The following is a 15,740-nucleotide window of genomic DNA, read 5'->3' as shown; positions in this document are numbered from 1 at the left end:
GGACCTCCGGGAGGCATCCCCCCGGGAGGCGGCCCCATAGGCGGTTGACCACCGGGAGGTGGAGGTCCGTAAGGAGGAGGCTGACTCATGGCGGGGCCTGGCTTTCTGAAGACTGATGTTGTGCCGTTGGCTGAGACGCCACCCGACTTGTGCCGGTTCCAAGAGGTTTGGGCACGCTCCGACGATACCGAAGTGGTGAGGGTCGAGGTCGACGCGAACCGCGAGATGCCTCGGTCGTGGTCGTCTCGGTGAGGGTTGGGATGCCCTCTCGCACCGATCGGTTCTGAGAAGGTGGGCGCATGGCACGACTGCTCATCGTTCACCACACCGTCTCGCCCGCCACGCGCGAACTCCTGGACGCGGTCCTGGAGGGGGCGCGCAACGACGACGTCGAAGGGGTGGAGGTCGAGGTCAGGGCGGCGCTGGCGGCGACGCCGACCGACCTGTTGGCGGCCGACGCGGTGGTCCTCGGCACCCCCGCCAACATCGGCTACATGTCGGGTGCGCTCAAGCACTTCTTCGACACTGTGTACTACCCGGTCCAGGTCGATCGTGAGGGCATGCCGTTCTCCCTGTACGTGCACGGCGACAACGACACCTCCGGCGCGGTGCGTTCGGTGGAGTCCATCGCCAAGGGCATGGGTTGGGAACGGCATCGGCCCCCTGTGACGGTGACCGGGCGCCCCGACGCCGAGGCCCGGGAGGCCTGCTGGGAGCTGGGGGCGGTCACCGCCCTCGCCGCCTTGGAGCACGCCGAACAGTGAGCGGGAGGGGCCGCGGGCTCGAAGCGGGGAGGGAAGCGGCCATGACCGAGAACCGGTCACTCGACCACACCCGATCCCAAACGAGGCCTTTTCGGCAAGGATCGGTAAGTCTGCGTCAAGGGTTGCCATCCGGGACGAGCGGGGCGGCGTGGCGTCCACCGCACGTCCTCGCCGCGAGGTCAGGATGGTCCACGGACCGCGGGGGAGCTCCGTAAGGTGACCCGCTCCCCCCGCGGCCTTCCCACCTTCCATCGGACCACCGCGTGGCCGCCCACCGGCCCAAGATCGTCAGGTCGCGCGGTGACCTCGTCGAGGCCGGCGCCCGAACCTCACGGGTGCCGGCCTCCACGTCCTTTCCGGGTTCCCTCGGGGGCGGTCAGTACCCACGCCAGGACTGTCGGTCCTGGTGGTAGCCGATCACCCGAGGGTGCATCATCGTCGACTCCTGGACGTCCTCTTCGCGGCGGTCCAACGGGAACACCTGTGCCGCATCCAACAGGGGTTGGTCCAGGTAGCGCAGCTCGGGGGCGTCCTCGGGCATGCGCAGCTCAGGTGCCCCGTTCATCGTCCCGAGGTAGAAGCCCCAGTTGCCGAAGGTCGGCACGTCCACGTTGTACGGGGTGACCTCGATCCCCGCCTCCTCCAGGGAGTGCCGCACGCCCCAGTAGGCGTCGGGCGCGAAGAACGGTGACCCGGCCTGGACGACCAGTCTGCCGTCGCCCGACATCGCCTGTCCGATCAGCGAGTAGAACTCCACCGTGTACAGCTTCGAGGTGCCCACGTCCGTGCCGTCGGGCAGGTCCGCGATGACCACGTCGAAGTCCTCGGCGTTGTCCCGCAGCCACTGGAAGGCGTCGGTGTTGACCACGTCGACCCGGGGGTCCCGCAGTGAGTCGTCGTTGAGGTCACGGATCACCGGGTCCTCACGGGCCAGCTCGATCACGGCCGGGTCCAGGTCGACCAGGGTCGCCGACTCGACGTCGTCATAGCGCAGGATCTCCCGCAGGGCCAGACCGTCGCCGCCGCCCAGGATCAGCACGTCCTGGCGAGGGCCGGCCATCGCGGGGTGGATGAGCGATTCGTGGTACCGGTACTCGTCCAAGGTGGAGAACTGCAGGTCCCCGTTGAGGAACAGGCGAGTGTCCACGCCGTCCAGGGACTGGGTGACCACGATCTCCTGGTACTCGCTGCGATCGGCGTGCACGATCGGGGCCCGGTACATGGCCTGCCGGGCGTCCACCTCGAATCGCTCGGCGTAGTAGAAGGCCAGAGCCAGGACCGTCACGATGACCACGAGCCCGGCGGTCAGCCCCACGTAGGCGAGACGGGTGAGCTCGGACCGGAACAGCCACAGCACCACGGCCATGCCGATCACCGCGTTGAGCGCGCCCACCATGAGCGCGCCCTTGGGCAGCCCCAGTAGTGGCAGCAGCAGGAACGGGAACGCCAGACCACCGATCAGGCCGCCCACGTAGTCGGCGGCGAACAGGTCCGCGACCGCTTCGGAGGCGTCCTGCTTGCGGATGCGCTGGATCAGCGTCATCAGCAACGGGATCTCGATGCCGATGAGCATGCCGATGACGAACGCCAACAACACCAGGGTCGGCTGATAGGCGGAGGCGGACAACCAGGCGAACGACCCGTACAGCAGCAGGATCGACAGGCCGCCGACCAGGGACAACAGCCCCTCGACCACGGCGAAGGAAAGAGCGGGGCGGGCCTGGTAGCGCTTGGACAGCAGCGAACCCACACCCATGGCGAACACCATCACCGACAGCACCACGGAGGCCTGGGTGATGGTGTCGCCCAGCAGGTAACTGCCGATCGCGACGAGCGCCAACTCGTACACCAGGCCACAGGCGGCACAGATGAACACCGCCAGGAGTACGAGGAACCGGGCCAGGCGCGGTGTCACCGGCAGTCTCGTTCTCGCGGGCTCGGCGGTGTCGGGGTCGGCGGCCTCGGCGGCCGGGGTGTCGGTCACACTACTGCTGCTTTCTTGAGAACACTGCTTCAGGAGATGGCGGCGGCCACGACCAGGGCGATGGAGACGTGCGCGGTCGCGTTGACCCACGTCGCAGGGTGCCATTCGGGGTCGCTGATCATGTGGCTGACCCGACCCGGGGTGAGCAGGTCGATCAGCAGGAAGGACAGTGCCATCACGACCAGGCCGATGAGGCCGAAGATCGTGGCGGAGAGCAGACCGGCCCCCAGCCCGAGTTCGGAATAGCTGGACAGGATCGCGGAGACCACCACGATCGCGGCGCCCAGGGTGTTGGCGGAGACCAGCAGGATGGCGTTCCTGTTCCGGTCCTCCCAGATCAGTTTGTGGAGTTTGCCCGGGGTGAGCAGGTCGGTGACCAGGTAGCCGAGCAGCATGATGACGGTACCGACCACGCCGTAACCCAGGGCGTGGAGCGAGCTGGTGAGGATTTCGTTCATCGTCTCGTCCGTGTCGGGGGAAGCTCGTATGTCCGGGGGACCGTGAAGTACCCCCGACACGGCACACTACTGGTCTGAGCTCGGCTTACTTACCGAACCCCGAGCCCCCACCACGGGTGTCGCTTCCGCTTCCCCCGCTGTTCGAGTTGTTGCCGCCTCCTCCGCCGCCACCGAAGAAGAAGAAACCGCCACCACCGCTACGGCCGTTGTTGCAGTCGTCGGTGGGCGAGGCGCTCGGGTTCGGGGTGCGGTTGGACGACGACGAGGACGTGCCGCTGGTGGAACTGTCGCTGGGCTGACAGTCGGCGTTGTTGCTACCGCCACAGGCGGACAGGAGCAGCAGCAGGGCGGTGGCGCCGCCGACCGCCGCGATCTTGTGTCGTGGAGTCTTGATCGTGGCCATGAGGGCCTCCTTAGGGGGTCAAGGTCGTGATCGTCGTCACCAGTTCGCCGCTTTGCGGATAGGCGTGCCAGGTCCGCCAGCGCAACGAAGTCCCATTGCCGGAGGTCAGGTGCAGTGCGGTGACCGCGAGGGGGTCACCGGGGAAGGCGACGATGAGTCCACCGGGGGAGTTCGAGGTCTCCTGGTGGATCCCCTCCACCCGGCGCGCCAGTTCGTTGCGGGGCAAGGACTCGACGATCGAGTCGAAGCGGTAGTCGCCCACCCCGGGCAGGGGGTGCTCGGCGTTGCCGGGAAGCCCGCCGGGAACCCCCGGCAGGCAGGCGACCGTCTCCACCGGCGCCCCCGGTCCGGCACCGAGGACGACCTGGTGGGAGGCGCCCAACACCCGGAGTTCGACCGACAGACCCGGCACCTGGACGGTGCGGGTGGCGAGGGGGTCGACCAGTGGGTGGTTCAGGGTCCAGACCAGGTCGTCTGCGTTGGTGTCGACGAAGGGGGCACTGATGGTCGCACGCATGGGGGCATCAGCTCCCGGGGAAGATCGTGAAGGTGCCGGCGTGGACCTTCTCGCCGGTGCTGACCTCCCAGTTTCCGTGGTCGAAGCGCTCGAAGGCGAGCAGCTTGCCGTCGTCGGACTCGTAGTCGGCGTAGTCCATACCGCCCTCGGCCTTCAGGCCGGTGGTGCCTTCGGAGCGGTAGGAGCCGGAGCCCTTCTCCTCGAGCTTGTAGGTGACGCCTTCGAGCTCGATGTTCTTGCCCTGGGGCACCATGGTCAGGTCGGGACGACCGGTCCACAGGGCCAGCTCCACGTCGGGGTCCTCCTCCACGGAGAGCCAGCGCTTGCCGCCCTCCACCTCCAGGAAGTGCTCGGACCAGGTGTAGCCGCCCTCGGACAGGCGCAGGGTGCCGCGGATCCAGGTGCGTTCGGTGCCCCAGTCGATCATGTCGCCGGCCTTGATGGCCCGCGGGTCACCGGCGGTGTCGGTGGTCGAGGAGGCGGCGAAGGGGTCCTGGGGCGGTGGGGGAGCGGTGTCCTGCTTCCGCGAGCGCGAGCGCTGCGTGTAGATCAGGACTCCGATCACGATTCCAACGATGAGAATCAGTAGGAGAAGGAGTTCGATCACCAGAGTTCCTCGTTTCGCGGTGGAGCACGTCAATCGGTTCCGGGGGCGGGGACCCTCTGTTCGCTGTGACGCCGGAACGGGGATTCTGGTTCCGACAACGCTGCGATTCGGGAATCTTTCGAGTGGTCGAGGGGTTGTCTTACGTCCCTTGGCGACGGTCCCGTCGTTCCTCGTCCGCCCACCCTAGGCGGTGGTGCGGACGAAGAGGGGCGAAAAGGACAGGGCCCGCGCGGGTCGGCGCGGGCCCAAAGGGTATCGGAGCCGGTCGGAGGTGGTTTCGTGCGGGCGGGCGTCACGCCCGGGGATCGCCGGTTTCCAACGGAAGCGACTCGTCCCCGCCCCAACGACTCCATGAACCCGGGTACAGGCGGGTATGGGCGTAACCGGCGTGTTCCAACGCCAGGAGGTCGTGGCAGGCGGTCACCCCTGAGCCGCAGTAGGCGGTGACGGTGCGCGCGGAGTCCGCGCCCAGGGCGGCGAAGCGCTCGCGTAGGGTCTCCGGCGCCGCCAACAGACCGTCGGGGCCCAGGTTGGCGGGCCATTCGGCGCTGCGAGCCCCGGGAACGTGCCCCGCCCGCGCGTCGACGGGGGCCGGCTCGTCACCGGTGAAACGCCCGTACACGCGGGCGTCCAGCAGCAGTCGGTCGGGACCGGAGGGTTCGTCGCGCAGTTCCTCGGTGTCCACGATCCGGTGGGCCGGCCACGGGATCGCGGTCCGGTGCACGGGGACGGCCCTCACCTCGCCCTCTTCCATCGGGCCGGTCCAGGTCCGCAGACCGCCGTCGAGGAAGGCGGCGGGTGTGCCGAGGACACGCAGCATCCACACCATCCGAGCGGCCACCGAACCCCCGGCGTCGTCGTAGACCACCACCGTGGTGGCGTCGCCGATGCCGAGCGCGCCGAGGGAACGCGCGAAGTCCTCGGGTGAGGGCAGGGGGTGGCGGCCCCCTTCCGTGCTCGCGGGGGCGGCGAGGTCGGTGTCCACGTCGGCGAAGACGGCGCCGGGGATGTGCCCGTCCCGGTGCGCCCGGCTTCCCGAACGACCGTCCATGTACCAACGGGAGTCGACGAGTACGACCTGGTCACGGTGTTCGCGGAGCCATTCGGAGGAGACTGCCACGGGAAGAGTCGGCTCTGACATGCTCGACAGCCTAGTGCGGGGAGCCGACGCGGGGAGGGTTTCGCCGGGTGGGTCGGAAGGCCACCAGGCCCAGCCCCGTCAGGAGCGGGACCGACAGCCACACCTGGTACCAGAGGGCCGAGTCCAGGTTCGCCCAGGGCATGGTGGTGAGGGCGGCGGCCGTCACCAGACCGATGGCGAAGGTGGCCAGACTACGGGAGGCGCTCCGGGGCGTTCGTGCGTCGGCCCACAGGAGACCGGCCAGGATCGCGGCGCCCGACAGCCACAACGCCAGGAAGAGGCGGTGTTCCATCACCTCGGGGGTGTTCGCGTTCCATACGAGCGTGACCAGGCCGAGGGACACGGCGAGGACGGCGCCACCACCCAGATACGAGGGGAAGAGAGTCCGGGCGGGGACCTGCGTGTGTACCTCCATGCACACGTCTGTGCCCGCGATGTCCGGAACTATGCGGTCCGTAACACTGTGTCCCGCGTCACTCGCCGGGACGGGTGAGATCGGCGCGGTGCACCTTGAGGATCCACCACAGACCAAGGACCGGCAGGACCAGGGGAATGAACAGGTAGCCGCTGCCGAAGTGCGACCAGACGGTGTCCTCGGGGAAGATCCCACTGGTGAGCTCGGACAGGGCGCCCACCACGAGGACCCCCACCATTTCCACGGACACCGACACCAGGGCGACCTTGCGAGAGGCACGGCCGGCGCGGGCCAGACCGATCGCGGCCACGAGGTAGACGACACCGGCGAACACCGACAGCGCGTACGCCAGCGGTGCCTCTTCCAAGCGCGTCACCAGCTGGTAGGTGCCCCGAGCGGTGGCGGCGAGGGCGAAGACGGCGTATACGGCGACGAGAAGCCGACCCGGCCCGGTGCGCAGGGTACGGTCCGGTGCCTCGGGTGTGGTTTCGGTGTCAGACAACGGGACTCCACAGCTGTTCGATGCGGACCAGCAGCACGGGGAGGATGAGGCAGGTGAAGGCGATCACGGCCGGTCCCCACTTGCTGCGTTCCATGAAACCCCACACCGCGCAGGCCGGCGGCAGGAGGGCGACGGTCGCCAGGTAGGAGATCACCATCGCCGGCTCGTCGGGGCTTTCGCCGCCGACCATGGCGACGACCAGCACGCCGACCTGGCCGAGGACCAAAAGCCACAGAACGCCCATGCCGACCAGGTGGGGGACCAGCATCGGCTGGTCCCGGAAGGTCGAGACGAGGCACCACACGGCCATCGCCAACGACACCATCTGAATCAACATGGTCAGCCAGTCGACCACGTCGCCTCCGCTCGGGTACTTCCGGAACGTCCACCCATGTCAGCGGACCACGACTACGACACACGGTAGTACGTCCCGAGTACCGCCCGGTACCGGCCATGGCCGTCCGCGGACCCGTCATGGCGTCGCCCCCGGGGAGGGCCGGGGGCGAGGCGGCGAATTCTAGGAGTCGGTGCTCGGTCAGCGGGGCCAGTAGAAGATGTCGGTGGTCGCCGAGACCACCTGGGCCGTACTGTCACCGAACTGCGCCAGCCGGATGCGGACCCGTCGGCCCTTCGCCAGGTTGCCCTTCCACGAGTAGGTGAAGTGGCCCTGACCACCCTTGTGCACGGGGCTGTGCTGGGGGCGGTTGCGGGCGATCTTCCAACCGCCGTCACCGTCGGATTCGTACTCGGTGGCGCGGATCTGCACCTCGGCGCCGGGGGTGACGCCGTCCAGGACCACCCCCACCGAGATGTCGTAGTAGGCGCCGCCGGACTCCTCGACCCCCACGAGCGAGTAGAACTCGCCGGTCTCGCCGTCGTGCCGCCGGTCGAACGCCAGACTCACCCAGTCGCCGGGTTCCATGGACTGGGCGTCGCTCTTCTCGAACCTGCGGTGTCGGGGCATGTCGTCGTCTCCCTCTGAGTCGTCGGGGGCCTTGGCGAAGGTGCCGTCCTGCACGAGCTTGTAGGCCTTGTCTCCGGGGCAGGACGTGGAGATGAAGTCGCGGTGCCCCGAGACGCTGCCCGAGATGGAGGTGTCGGGCTCCATGAGCCACTGCCGCAGAGCCCGGACCGCGTTGATCTGCTCGGGAGTGATGGGGTCCTTGGGGCCGGTGGCGAGCGTGCACGAGTAGTGGCTGGTGTTGCCGCCGGGTTGGGCGGCCTGGGCGCGGTACAGCCCCCGCCCCTCGATCACGTACCCGTGCGGGCAGGCCATGAAGGAGTTCCCGGTGAAGTACACCGTCCCCCTCCGGCGGGCCAGCCACGTCCCGTCGGGGGTGGTGGGACACCAGACGGGACCGTCGTGGCTCTCCCGGGTGACGGTGACGTCCTTCGGGGCGAACCGGTCCCGGTCGAGCAGGGTCACCCGGTTCGGGGCCCCTTCCCGGTCTCGGACGGCCGCCCGCCCGGCGAGGACGGCGGCGAACAGCAAGGACTCGGCCACCGCCGGGGTGGGTGCGAGCAGCGTGTCCGGCCCCTCGCCGCCGGTGTCGGACGCGGCCCGCAGGAACAGGTCGAGTTGCGGGCCGGTCAGGGAGGACAGGAACCCGTACGAGGGCACCCCGCCGGGGGCGTGTTCGGTGATCACCTGGGGAGGGGGATCGTCGTGGTCGGCGCCGGCGTGTGTCCGTCGACCCACGCAGGAGTGTGCGATCCGTTCCACCAAGGGGTCGGACCACTTGGGCTCGGTGGGCGGTGCCTGGCAGGGCGCGGACAGCGTGATCAGGTCTGACGCCCGCAGGGTCGCGCTGGTCGCCCACACCCGTTCGGGTCCGCCTGTGGCGGAGGGACGTTCGACGGGCCAGCGATGTCGTTCGGTGGTGAGGGAGGAGTGGCCGGGGCCGACCATGCGGACCAGCTCACGAGGCATGGCGGGGAAGACGTTGACGGCGGTCAGCGGCTGCCAACGGGAGGTGCCGCTCGTGTGGTCGAGGGTGAGGACGAGGTCGCCCGTGGCGATCTCGCGGAAGGTCCGCCACCCGTTCTCGGTGAGGATCTCGGTCTCGGCGTCGACGCAGTACCCGATGTCGGCCCAACCACGGGAGGGACCGGTGTGGAAGTCGCGGGTGCTGCGCCAGTAGGACAGGCAGGCGGAGTGGTCCTTGCCCGCCAGGTTCTGGTCGGCTGAGTCGTAGTGGATGACCAGGCCGGAACGGGGGTTGGCCTGGTCGGCCGGGGAAGAACCCCAGCCCAGATCGGACCTGGACACGTATTTGCTCGGTCGAGGCATACCTCCATTGTCCCCATGAACGGCTTCTCTACGTGGTGATCCCGTAACAACGGGCGATATGTACCAAAAGTCGACTGCTAGTGGGCGTGGTGGGGCGGGTGATACCTGGCTCCGGTGCGTCACGATGGGAGGTCCGACCCGACCCTCGGAGGTGCCCGGTGCGCTCAGCCCACAACGTCAGCGTCGTCCGCGAGGCCGAACAGGCGCTCATGGACCGCCTGCCCGAAGGCGCCCTCATGCGCCGCGCGGCCACCGGACTGGCCGTGCACTGCTCCCGGGCGCTGCCCCGGGTGTACGGCTCCCGGGTCACCCTCCTGGTGGGGAGCGGCGACAACGGCGGCGACGCCCTGTACGCGGGGGCCGACCTGGCCGCCAGGGGTTCGTTCGTGCGCGCGGTGGCCGCCGGGAGTCGACTCCACCCGGGCGGTGCGGCCGCGCTGCGAGCCGCGGGCGGACGGGTCCTGGCCCTGGAGAAAGGGGAGGTCCTCCCCGACGAAGCGCAGACGGCTCTCTTCGACACCGACCTGATCGTCGACGGACTCGTCGGGATCGGCGGGCGCGGAGGGCTACGCGAACCCCACGCCACGTTGGCCGCCCTGGCGGTGAACTCGCCGGCCCGCGTGATCGCCGTGGACCTGCCCAGCGGGATGGACGCCGACACCGGGGAGGTCGCCGGGCCCGCGATCGCCGCCGACGCCACGATCACCTTCGGTACGTACAAGCCCGGACTGTTCGTCGACCCGGGGGCCGCGCGGGCCGGGAACGTTCACCTCGTCGACATCGGCCTCGGGCCGGAACTGCCCGGACCCGACCTCGACTGTCCACAGGGTGTGGATATCGCACGACTGCTGCCCATCCCTGGGGCGGAGACGGACAAGTACCGCCGGGGCGTGCTCGCCGTGCGCGCCGGCTCCGACCGCTACCCGGGCGCCGCCGTCCTCTGCGTGGGCGGGGCGCTGCGCACCGGGGTGGGGATGGTCCGATACGGGGGTGGCCGGCAGGTGCTCTCCCAGGTGATCGCCCGCTGGCCGGAGACGGTCGGCGAGCACCTGGACCCGCGAAGCGGCGCCGACCCGAGCCCGGGACGCGTCGCCGCCGTCGTGGTCGGATCCGGGCGAGGCACCGACCCCGCCGAAGTGGACGAGGTGAAGGCGGTGCTGGAGAGCGATCGGCCGGTGCTGCTCGACGCGGACGCTCTCACGTTGGTCGGTGCCGAGGAGCACCTCGCCGCACTGGTTCGAGACCGTTCGGCGCACACCCTGCTGACCCCGCACGCGGGTGAGCTGGCGCGGCTGCTGCCCGACGCCGAGCGCTCCGACATCGAGGCGCGCCGCCTGGAACACGTGTCCCGCGCGGCGTCCCGCTATCGGGCGACCGTGCTGTTGAAGGGTTCGACGACGCTGATCGCCCACCCGGGAGCACCGGTCGTCGCCGATCCGACGGGGACCCCGTTGCTCGCGACGGCGGGTTCGGGGGACGTGCTCTCGGGGATCGCCGGGGCGCTGCTGGCCGCGGGGACGCCCCCACGGGAGGCCGCCATGTGCGCCGCCTACCTGCACGGACGCGCCGCCGCGCTGGCGCGGGACGGTGCCCCGATCAGCGCCTCGGACCTGCCGGAAGCCCTGCCCCTCGCCCTGGCGGAGGTGTTCGGGCAAAAGTGAGCGCCGAGGGGCGGTATCGGGACCGTCCGTCGTTGTCCATGACGTGACACGGGATCTTTGAAGTGGCGGCCGAAGAATCCTCCACCGGCACGGCAGTGCCCCGACCGGACAGGTCTTCCCGTGCCCTGGACCCTCCCCGGGGTGCTGCTCCTGCGCGGTGGGCGGGTCGTCCGCACCGGGGTCGACCTGGACACCGAGCGGCTGTTCGGGTTCGCCGCACGGCGGGAGCCGGAAGGGGCGCCCCGCGAGATCGAACGCCGGCGGGATCTCCCGGTCGATCCGGCGTTCCTCCGGGTCGGGGCGTCGGTGACACACGTGAGAAGTGCCACGGAGGGTAATCGTCTTCAGGCCTATTAAAAAGCGGACGTTCAGGTATAAAACAGACGTTTGCCTTCGAGAAGCCGACCATGAGGACGAGGATGTCCGAGAGCAAGTCGCCCACCCTGTGGCGCCGATACCTGAGCTTTCCCCTGATCTGGAAGATGGTGATCGCCCTCGCCGGAGGTGTCGCCGCCGGTCTGGGTATCGCCACCCTGGATCTCCAGGACACCGTCCTGCCGATCCTCGACCCACTGGGTGAGATCTTCCTGCGGCTGCTCCAGATGGTGATCTTCCCACTGATCGTCACCACGCTGATCTCGGGCGTCACCTCGATCTCGCCCAAGCGCCTCGGCCGCATCGGCACCAAGATCGTGGCGTTCTACCTGGTCACTTCGGCGCTCGCCGTCTCCCTGGGTCTGGGACTGGCGCTCCTGGTCTCGCCGGGCGCCGGACTGAGGATGCCGGGCGAGCCGGCCGACGCGGCCGACGTGCCCCCGATCTCCGAGACCCTGCTCAACATCGTCCCGGACAACCCCTTCGAGGCGCTCTCGGACGGCAACGTCCTCGGCGTCATGTTCTGTGCCCTGCTGTTCGGGCTCGCGCTCGCGTTCATGTTGGAGAGCGAGAACGACGAGCATCGCGAACTCGCGCTCCTGCTCCGCCGTGGTGTCGAGGGCGCCATGGAGCTCGTCTTCAAGGTGATCAACGGGATCCTGCAGTACGCGCCGGTCGGTGTGTTCGCGCTGATCGCCGTGGTCATGGCCGAGACCGGGTTCGACGCCATCGGCCCGCTGCTCAAGCTCACCGGGGTCGTGTACGGCGCGATCATCACGCAGATGGTCGTCTACGTCGTGATCATGCTGCTGTTCCGGGTCAAGGTCGGGAGGTTCCTCGCCGCGGCCAAGGACCCGGTCCTGACCGGGTTCGTCACCCGCTCCAGCAGCGGCACCCTGCCGGTGAGCACCCGCGCCGCGGAGAAGATGGGCGTCAAGGAGGGTGTGTACGGCTTCACGCTGCCCCTGGGGTCGGCCATCAACATGGACGGAACCGCGATCTACGTGGGTGCGGCCACCGTGTTCGTCGCCGACATCACCGGTGTGGAGTTGACCATCGGTCAGCTCGCCACGGTGGTCCTGATCGGCGTGCTCGCCTCCATCGGTACCGCGGGCGTACCCGGGGCGGGCCTGCTGATGCTGTCGATGACCATCACCTCCGTCGGGCTGCCGATGGCGCCCGTGGCGCTGGTGGCCGGCATCGACGCGGTCCTCGACATGGCCCGCACCGCCGGGAACGTCGCCGGTGACCTCGTCGGTACGCGTCTCGTGGCCGGTTCCGAGGAGGGCATGTTCCAGGAACCGGACGAGTCGGTGCCCGACGCTTCGGTCACCGGCTCCGACGACCCGGGCACCAAGGTCCCCGTGGTCGAGAACGCCGCGTCCGACTCCGAGCGGACACCGACGAAGGTCGAAGACCTGACCTGAGGTTCCCAGGACCCGCGCCCGAAAGCCCCCATGCCCGCCCCGACCGGGATCAGGGGAGGGCGCGGGCGGCCTCCAGGCCCTTCTGGACGATGTCGGCGATGAAGTAGTCGCCGGGGTCGCGGGCGTCGTGCAGCAGGTGCACCTTGGACTCGTCCACCCACATGAACTCGGTGTGCTTGCCGACCTCCAGGGTGGGACGGTTCAGGTCGCCCTCGACCCGGACCAGGTAGTCGACCTCGCGGCGGACGGAGCCGTCACCCGGGTCCCAGTCCAACCGGCACAGGTCTGCGATCACCTCGGACAGCGTCCACCCGGTCTCCTCGTGGACCTCGCGGGCCAGGGCGTCGAGCATGCCCTCACCCTCCTCCACGTGGCCACCGACCACGTCCCAGCAGTGCGGGAACACCTTGCGGCTGCCCGACCTGCGCTGGGCGAAGACGTTGCCCCGCTCGTCGATGATCACTGCCGCGGCCACCCAGCGGCGGCCGTCGGAGGTGTCGGGGAACTCGATCCCCTCGGCGACACGAACGCTCACTCGTGCTCCTTCTTGTCGGCGCGCCGGGGCAGGCGCAACGTCAGTGGTCGGGCGCGGGGCGCCAGGGTCGCGGCCAGGTCGAACACCGCCTCGCTGCGGGACCGATCCTCGTCGAGCACGGAGAACAGGTTGACCCCCAGGTAGTAGGTGATCGCGGCGTAGGCGACCTCCCGTGCGGGCAGCAAACGACCCAGAGGGGAGCCGCCCACCACACGCTCCCACTGTCCGGCGATGAAGTCGATCCACGGTTCCGAACGCCGTCGGATCTCCTCGCGCAGTTCGGGTCTGCTCACGGCCGCGGCGACCAGTTGGGTGAACTCGGTGACGTAGCCGCGTTCCAGGTCGGTCCGGTGGATCCGGGTGGCGACCTCCACCAGTTCTTCGAGTGTGCGGGCGGACGCGGCGAGCTCTTCGTACATGGCCATGCGTTCGGCGCTGGAGCGGTCCAGCGCGGCCAGGAGCAGCTGGTCGACCCCGCCGAAGTGGTAGAAGACCAGCGCCGAGTTGACCTCGGCCCGCGTGGCGATGGCCCGGGCCGAGGCCCCGGAGTGCCCCTCTTCGCGCAGGACCTCTCCCGCCGCTGTGAGCAGGCGTTCCCTGGTCTCCTCGCTGCTTCTGCGGCCTCCACCGCCACCTTTGGCCATGACCCTCCCTTTCGTCGAACTTCATCATAAGGTTTAATCAACTGATTAAATCGAGTGATTCAATCAGTTGGACAATCGAGAGGAGCCCCCCATGGCGGAACCGCACGACCCCGACGACCACCCCTCCGACGAGGAGACCGCCGCACGCTACGCCGACGGCCACCGCGCCGTACCGGGATCCCCGCCGAGCACGTGGTTCGAGGAGGGGCCCGAGGTCGACCGCAGGCCCTCGGCGGCCCGCTGGATCCTCGCCGGGATCCTGGCTCTGGGCGTCTTCCCCCTGCTCGTGCTCCTTCGGGTGACGAGCCTCGGGGGTCTGGACCAGACCGCCCTCTTCTACGTCGGGTTCCCCGTCGTCCTCGCCCTGATCGTGGTGCTGTCGGCTCGTCCGCGCAGCGCCGTCGGGGTGGCCATGGCCATCACCACCGTCATGCTGCTGCTCTCCGGACCCCTGCTCGGGGAAGGTCTGGTCTGCCTGGTGATCGCGGCCCCGCTGATCTACGGGCTCGTCGCCCTGGTCACCTGGCTGGGCGTCGCCGTGTCCGGCCGGAATCGGCAGGGGCCGCACGCGCTCGTCGTCGTCCCGCTCCTGTTCGCCCTCACCCTGGAGGGGGTCGCCGGGCTGTCCCTGCTGCCGAGGGACGACACCGGCACGGGATCGGTCCTGGTCGGTGCGACCCCCGAACGGGTCGCCGCCGCGCTCGCCGCCCCGCCCGCCTATGAGGACCCCGAGGCGTTCTTCCTGAGCGCGGTCCCCTTCCCCGAACCGGTCGAGGCGGTGGGGGAGGGCCTGGACGTGGGCGACGGCCGTCTGGTCCACTTCACCCCGCGCACCACCCTGGCCCTGCACGACGAACCCACCCCGCGCACCATGGAGTTGGAGATCACCGAGAGCCGGATCGACGAAGACGGCGGCCGGGTGGTCTTCGACGTCACCGAGGACACCACCCTCGCCCGTTGGCTGGACCTGCGCACCGCCACAGCCACCTGGCGACGGGAGGGCGACGCCACCAGGCTGACCTGGGAGTTCGACTACACCCGTACCTACGACCCCTCCTGGTACTTCGGTCCGGTGCAGGCCTACGCCACCGACCTGGCCGCCGCCTACCTCGCCGACACCTTCGCGGAGGCGGTCCGGTGATCCCCGAGCTCCCCGCCCTGCTCGTGCGCGGTTCGGGCCTGTTCCTGCCGCTCGTGGCGCTGATCGCGCTGTGCGTGTGGCGTGCCCCGACCCACCGTGAGACGGCGTCGATGATCGTGGCCTCGGCCTGGGCCCTGCTCACCCTCATTCCGCTGAACCTGTACGCGGTGCGCGCCGGCTGGTGGTCCTTCCACGCCGAAGGCGCCGTGTGGCAGGGGCTGCCGGTGGACCTGACGTTGGCGTGGGTACTGCTGTGGGGCGCCCTGCCCGCGCTGCTGCTGCGCCTGCTCCCCGTCCCCCTGACCACCGGGCTTCTGGTCTGGGCGGACGTGATCCTCATGCCGCTCGCCGAACCCGTGGTGGTGCTGGGGACGCGGTGGCTGCTCGGCGAGATCCTGGGCACGGCCCTGTGCCTGGTCCCCGCCTTGCTGTTGGCCTACTGGACCCGGCATCGACGACTGCTCACCGCGCGGGTGTGGACCCAGGCGCTGCTCGCGTTCGGGCTGATGGTGTTCCTGCCGGTGTACGTGCTGGCCACCCGGATCCGGATCGAGCCGCCCACGCCCGAGACGGCGTCCGTCCTGGTCCAACTACTGTTCCTCGCCGGTCTGCCGGGGCTGGCCGCGGCCCGGGAGTTCGCCGCCGTGGGACACGGCACCCCGCTGCCCTACGACCCGCCCGAACGCCTGGTCACCAGCGGCCCCTACGCCTACGTGCGCAACCCGATGCAGCTCTCCATGGCGCTGGTCCACCTGGTGCTCGGCCTGTTGCACCCCGCGCTGATGCTCGGCGCGGTGGTCTGCCTCGCCTACGGGGCCGGGTTCGCCTCCTGGCACGAGGGCGGCCGGCTCCGCGCGGACTTCGGCTCGGCCTGGG

The 15,740-nt window shown here is 69.6% G+C and carries 17 protein-coding genes; 5 read left to right on the top strand and 12 right to left on the bottom strand.

The features are described 5' to 3' along the window. Positions 1–299 precede the first annotated feature (299 nt). Positions 300–764 carry a flavodoxin gene (locus K8V84_RS06530; RefSeq protein ID WP_304071740.1) on the top strand — a complete coding sequence of 155 codons (465 nt, stop codon included), beginning with the start codon at positions 300–302 and terminating at the stop codon, positions 762–764. Between the two features lie 376 nt (positions 765–1,140). On the opposite strand, the gene K8V84_RS06525 is transcribed toward K8V84_RS06530, so the two are convergent. From K8V84_RS06525 to K8V84_RS06480, 10 genes are all read right to left on the bottom strand, one after another. After that, on the bottom strand, positions 1,141–2,748 hold the full coding sequence (locus tag K8V84_RS06525) for a polyamine aminopropyltransferase (protein ID WP_304071738.1): 1,608 nt from the start codon (positions 2,746–2,748) through the stop codon (positions 1,141–1,143). A 29-nt stretch (positions 2,749–2,777) separates the two neighbouring features. Then, on the bottom strand, positions 2,778–3,206 hold the full coding sequence (locus tag K8V84_RS06520; RefSeq protein ID WP_304071735.1) for a DUF350 domain-containing protein: 429 nt from the start codon (positions 3,204–3,206) through the stop codon (positions 2,778–2,780). An 85-nt stretch (positions 3,207–3,291) separates the two neighbouring features. Further along, entirely contained in the window at positions 3,292–3,609 is a 318-nt protein-coding gene (locus K8V84_RS06515) for a hypothetical protein (RefSeq protein WP_304071733.1), read from the bottom strand. A gap of 10 nt (positions 3,610–3,619) precedes the next feature. Then, entirely contained in the window at positions 3,620–4,126 is a 507-nt protein-coding gene (locus tag K8V84_RS06510; protein ID WP_304071730.1) for a DUF2617 family protein, read from the bottom strand. Between the two features lie 7 nt (positions 4,127–4,133). Continuing rightward, positions 4,134–4,733 (bottom strand): DUF4178 domain-containing protein, encoded by a 600-nt coding sequence (locus K8V84_RS06505; RefSeq protein ID WP_304071729.1) that lies wholly within the window; start codon positions 4,731–4,733, stop codon positions 4,134–4,136. A 292-nt stretch (positions 4,734–5,025) separates the two neighbouring features. Further along, a complete protein-coding gene (locus tag K8V84_RS06500; RefSeq protein ID WP_304071726.1) occupies positions 5,026–5,874 on the bottom strand; it encodes a sulfurtransferase in 849 nt (282 codons plus the stop codon). Positions 5,875–5,884: 10 nt separating this feature from the next. Next, complete coding sequence (locus tag K8V84_RS06495; RefSeq protein WP_304071724.1) at positions 5,885–6,289, bottom strand: hypothetical protein; 405 nt, start codon at positions 6,287–6,289, stop codon at positions 5,885–5,887. Between the two features lie 58 nt (positions 6,290–6,347). Beyond that, complete coding sequence (locus K8V84_RS06490; RefSeq protein ID WP_304071722.1) at positions 6,348–6,791, bottom strand: hypothetical protein; 444 nt, start codon at positions 6,789–6,791, stop codon at positions 6,348–6,350. Further along, positions 6,784–7,146, bottom strand: a complete 363-nt coding sequence (locus K8V84_RS06485; protein WP_304071719.1) for a hypothetical protein — start codon at positions 7,144–7,146, stop codon at positions 6,784–6,786. Before K8V84_RS06485 ends, K8V84_RS06490 begins: the two co-directional genes overlap by 8 nt. 180 nt (positions 7,147–7,326) lie before the next feature. Continuing rightward, positions 7,327–9,081: an N-acetylmuramoyl-L-alanine amidase gene (locus K8V84_RS06480; RefSeq protein WP_304071716.1), complete on the bottom strand. Its 1,755-nt coding sequence runs from the start codon at positions 9,079–9,081 to the stop codon at positions 7,327–7,329. A 158-nt stretch (positions 9,082–9,239) separates the two neighbouring features. Here K8V84_RS06480 and K8V84_RS06475 point away from each other — a divergent pair, with 158 nt between their 5' ends. Together K8V84_RS06475 and K8V84_RS06470 are read left to right on the top strand one after the other, a co-directional pair. Next, entirely contained in the window at positions 9,240–10,742 is a 1,503-nt protein-coding gene (locus tag K8V84_RS06475) for an NAD(P)H-hydrate dehydratase (RefSeq protein WP_304071714.1), read from the top strand. Between the two features lie 419 nt (positions 10,743–11,161). Then, a complete protein-coding gene (locus tag K8V84_RS06470; RefSeq protein WP_304071712.1) occupies positions 11,162–12,544 on the top strand; it encodes a dicarboxylate/amino acid:cation symporter in 1,383 nt (460 codons plus the stop codon). A 49-nt stretch (positions 12,545–12,593) separates the two neighbouring features. Here K8V84_RS06470 and K8V84_RS06465 read toward each other — a convergent pair whose 3' ends face one another. Both K8V84_RS06465 and K8V84_RS06460 read right to left on the bottom strand, forming a co-directional pair. Beyond that, positions 12,594–13,079, bottom strand: coding sequence for an NUDIX hydrolase (locus K8V84_RS06465; RefSeq protein WP_304071710.1), 486 nt, complete (start codon positions 13,077–13,079; stop codon positions 12,594–12,596). Further along, a complete protein-coding gene (locus K8V84_RS06460) occupies positions 13,076–13,723 on the bottom strand; it encodes a TetR/AcrR family transcriptional regulator (protein ID WP_304071708.1) in 648 nt (215 codons plus the stop codon). The genes K8V84_RS06465 and K8V84_RS06460 overlap by 4 nt, the downstream gene beginning before the upstream one ends. A 91-nt stretch (positions 13,724–13,814) precedes the next feature. Between K8V84_RS06460 and K8V84_RS06455 the strand changes: the two genes are divergently transcribed. Beyond that, complete coding sequence (locus K8V84_RS06455) at positions 13,815–14,864, top strand: hypothetical protein (RefSeq protein ID WP_304071704.1); 1,050 nt, start codon at positions 13,815–13,817, stop codon at positions 14,862–14,864. Then, a partial coding sequence (locus K8V84_RS06450; protein ID WP_304071701.1) for a methyltransferase occupies positions 14,861–15,740 on the top strand: 880 nt, incomplete at its 3' end. The genes K8V84_RS06455 and K8V84_RS06450, both read left to right, overlap by 4 nt.

Source organism: Nocardiopsis listeri (genome assembly GCF_020741345.1).
In the GTDB taxonomy this organism is placed as follows: domain Bacteria; phylum Actinomycetota; class Actinomycetes; order Streptosporangiales; family Streptosporangiaceae; genus Nocardiopsis; species Nocardiopsis listeri_A.
Note: the sequence above shows the minus strand (reverse complement) of the source record. Positions and strands in the feature narration are given on the sequence as shown.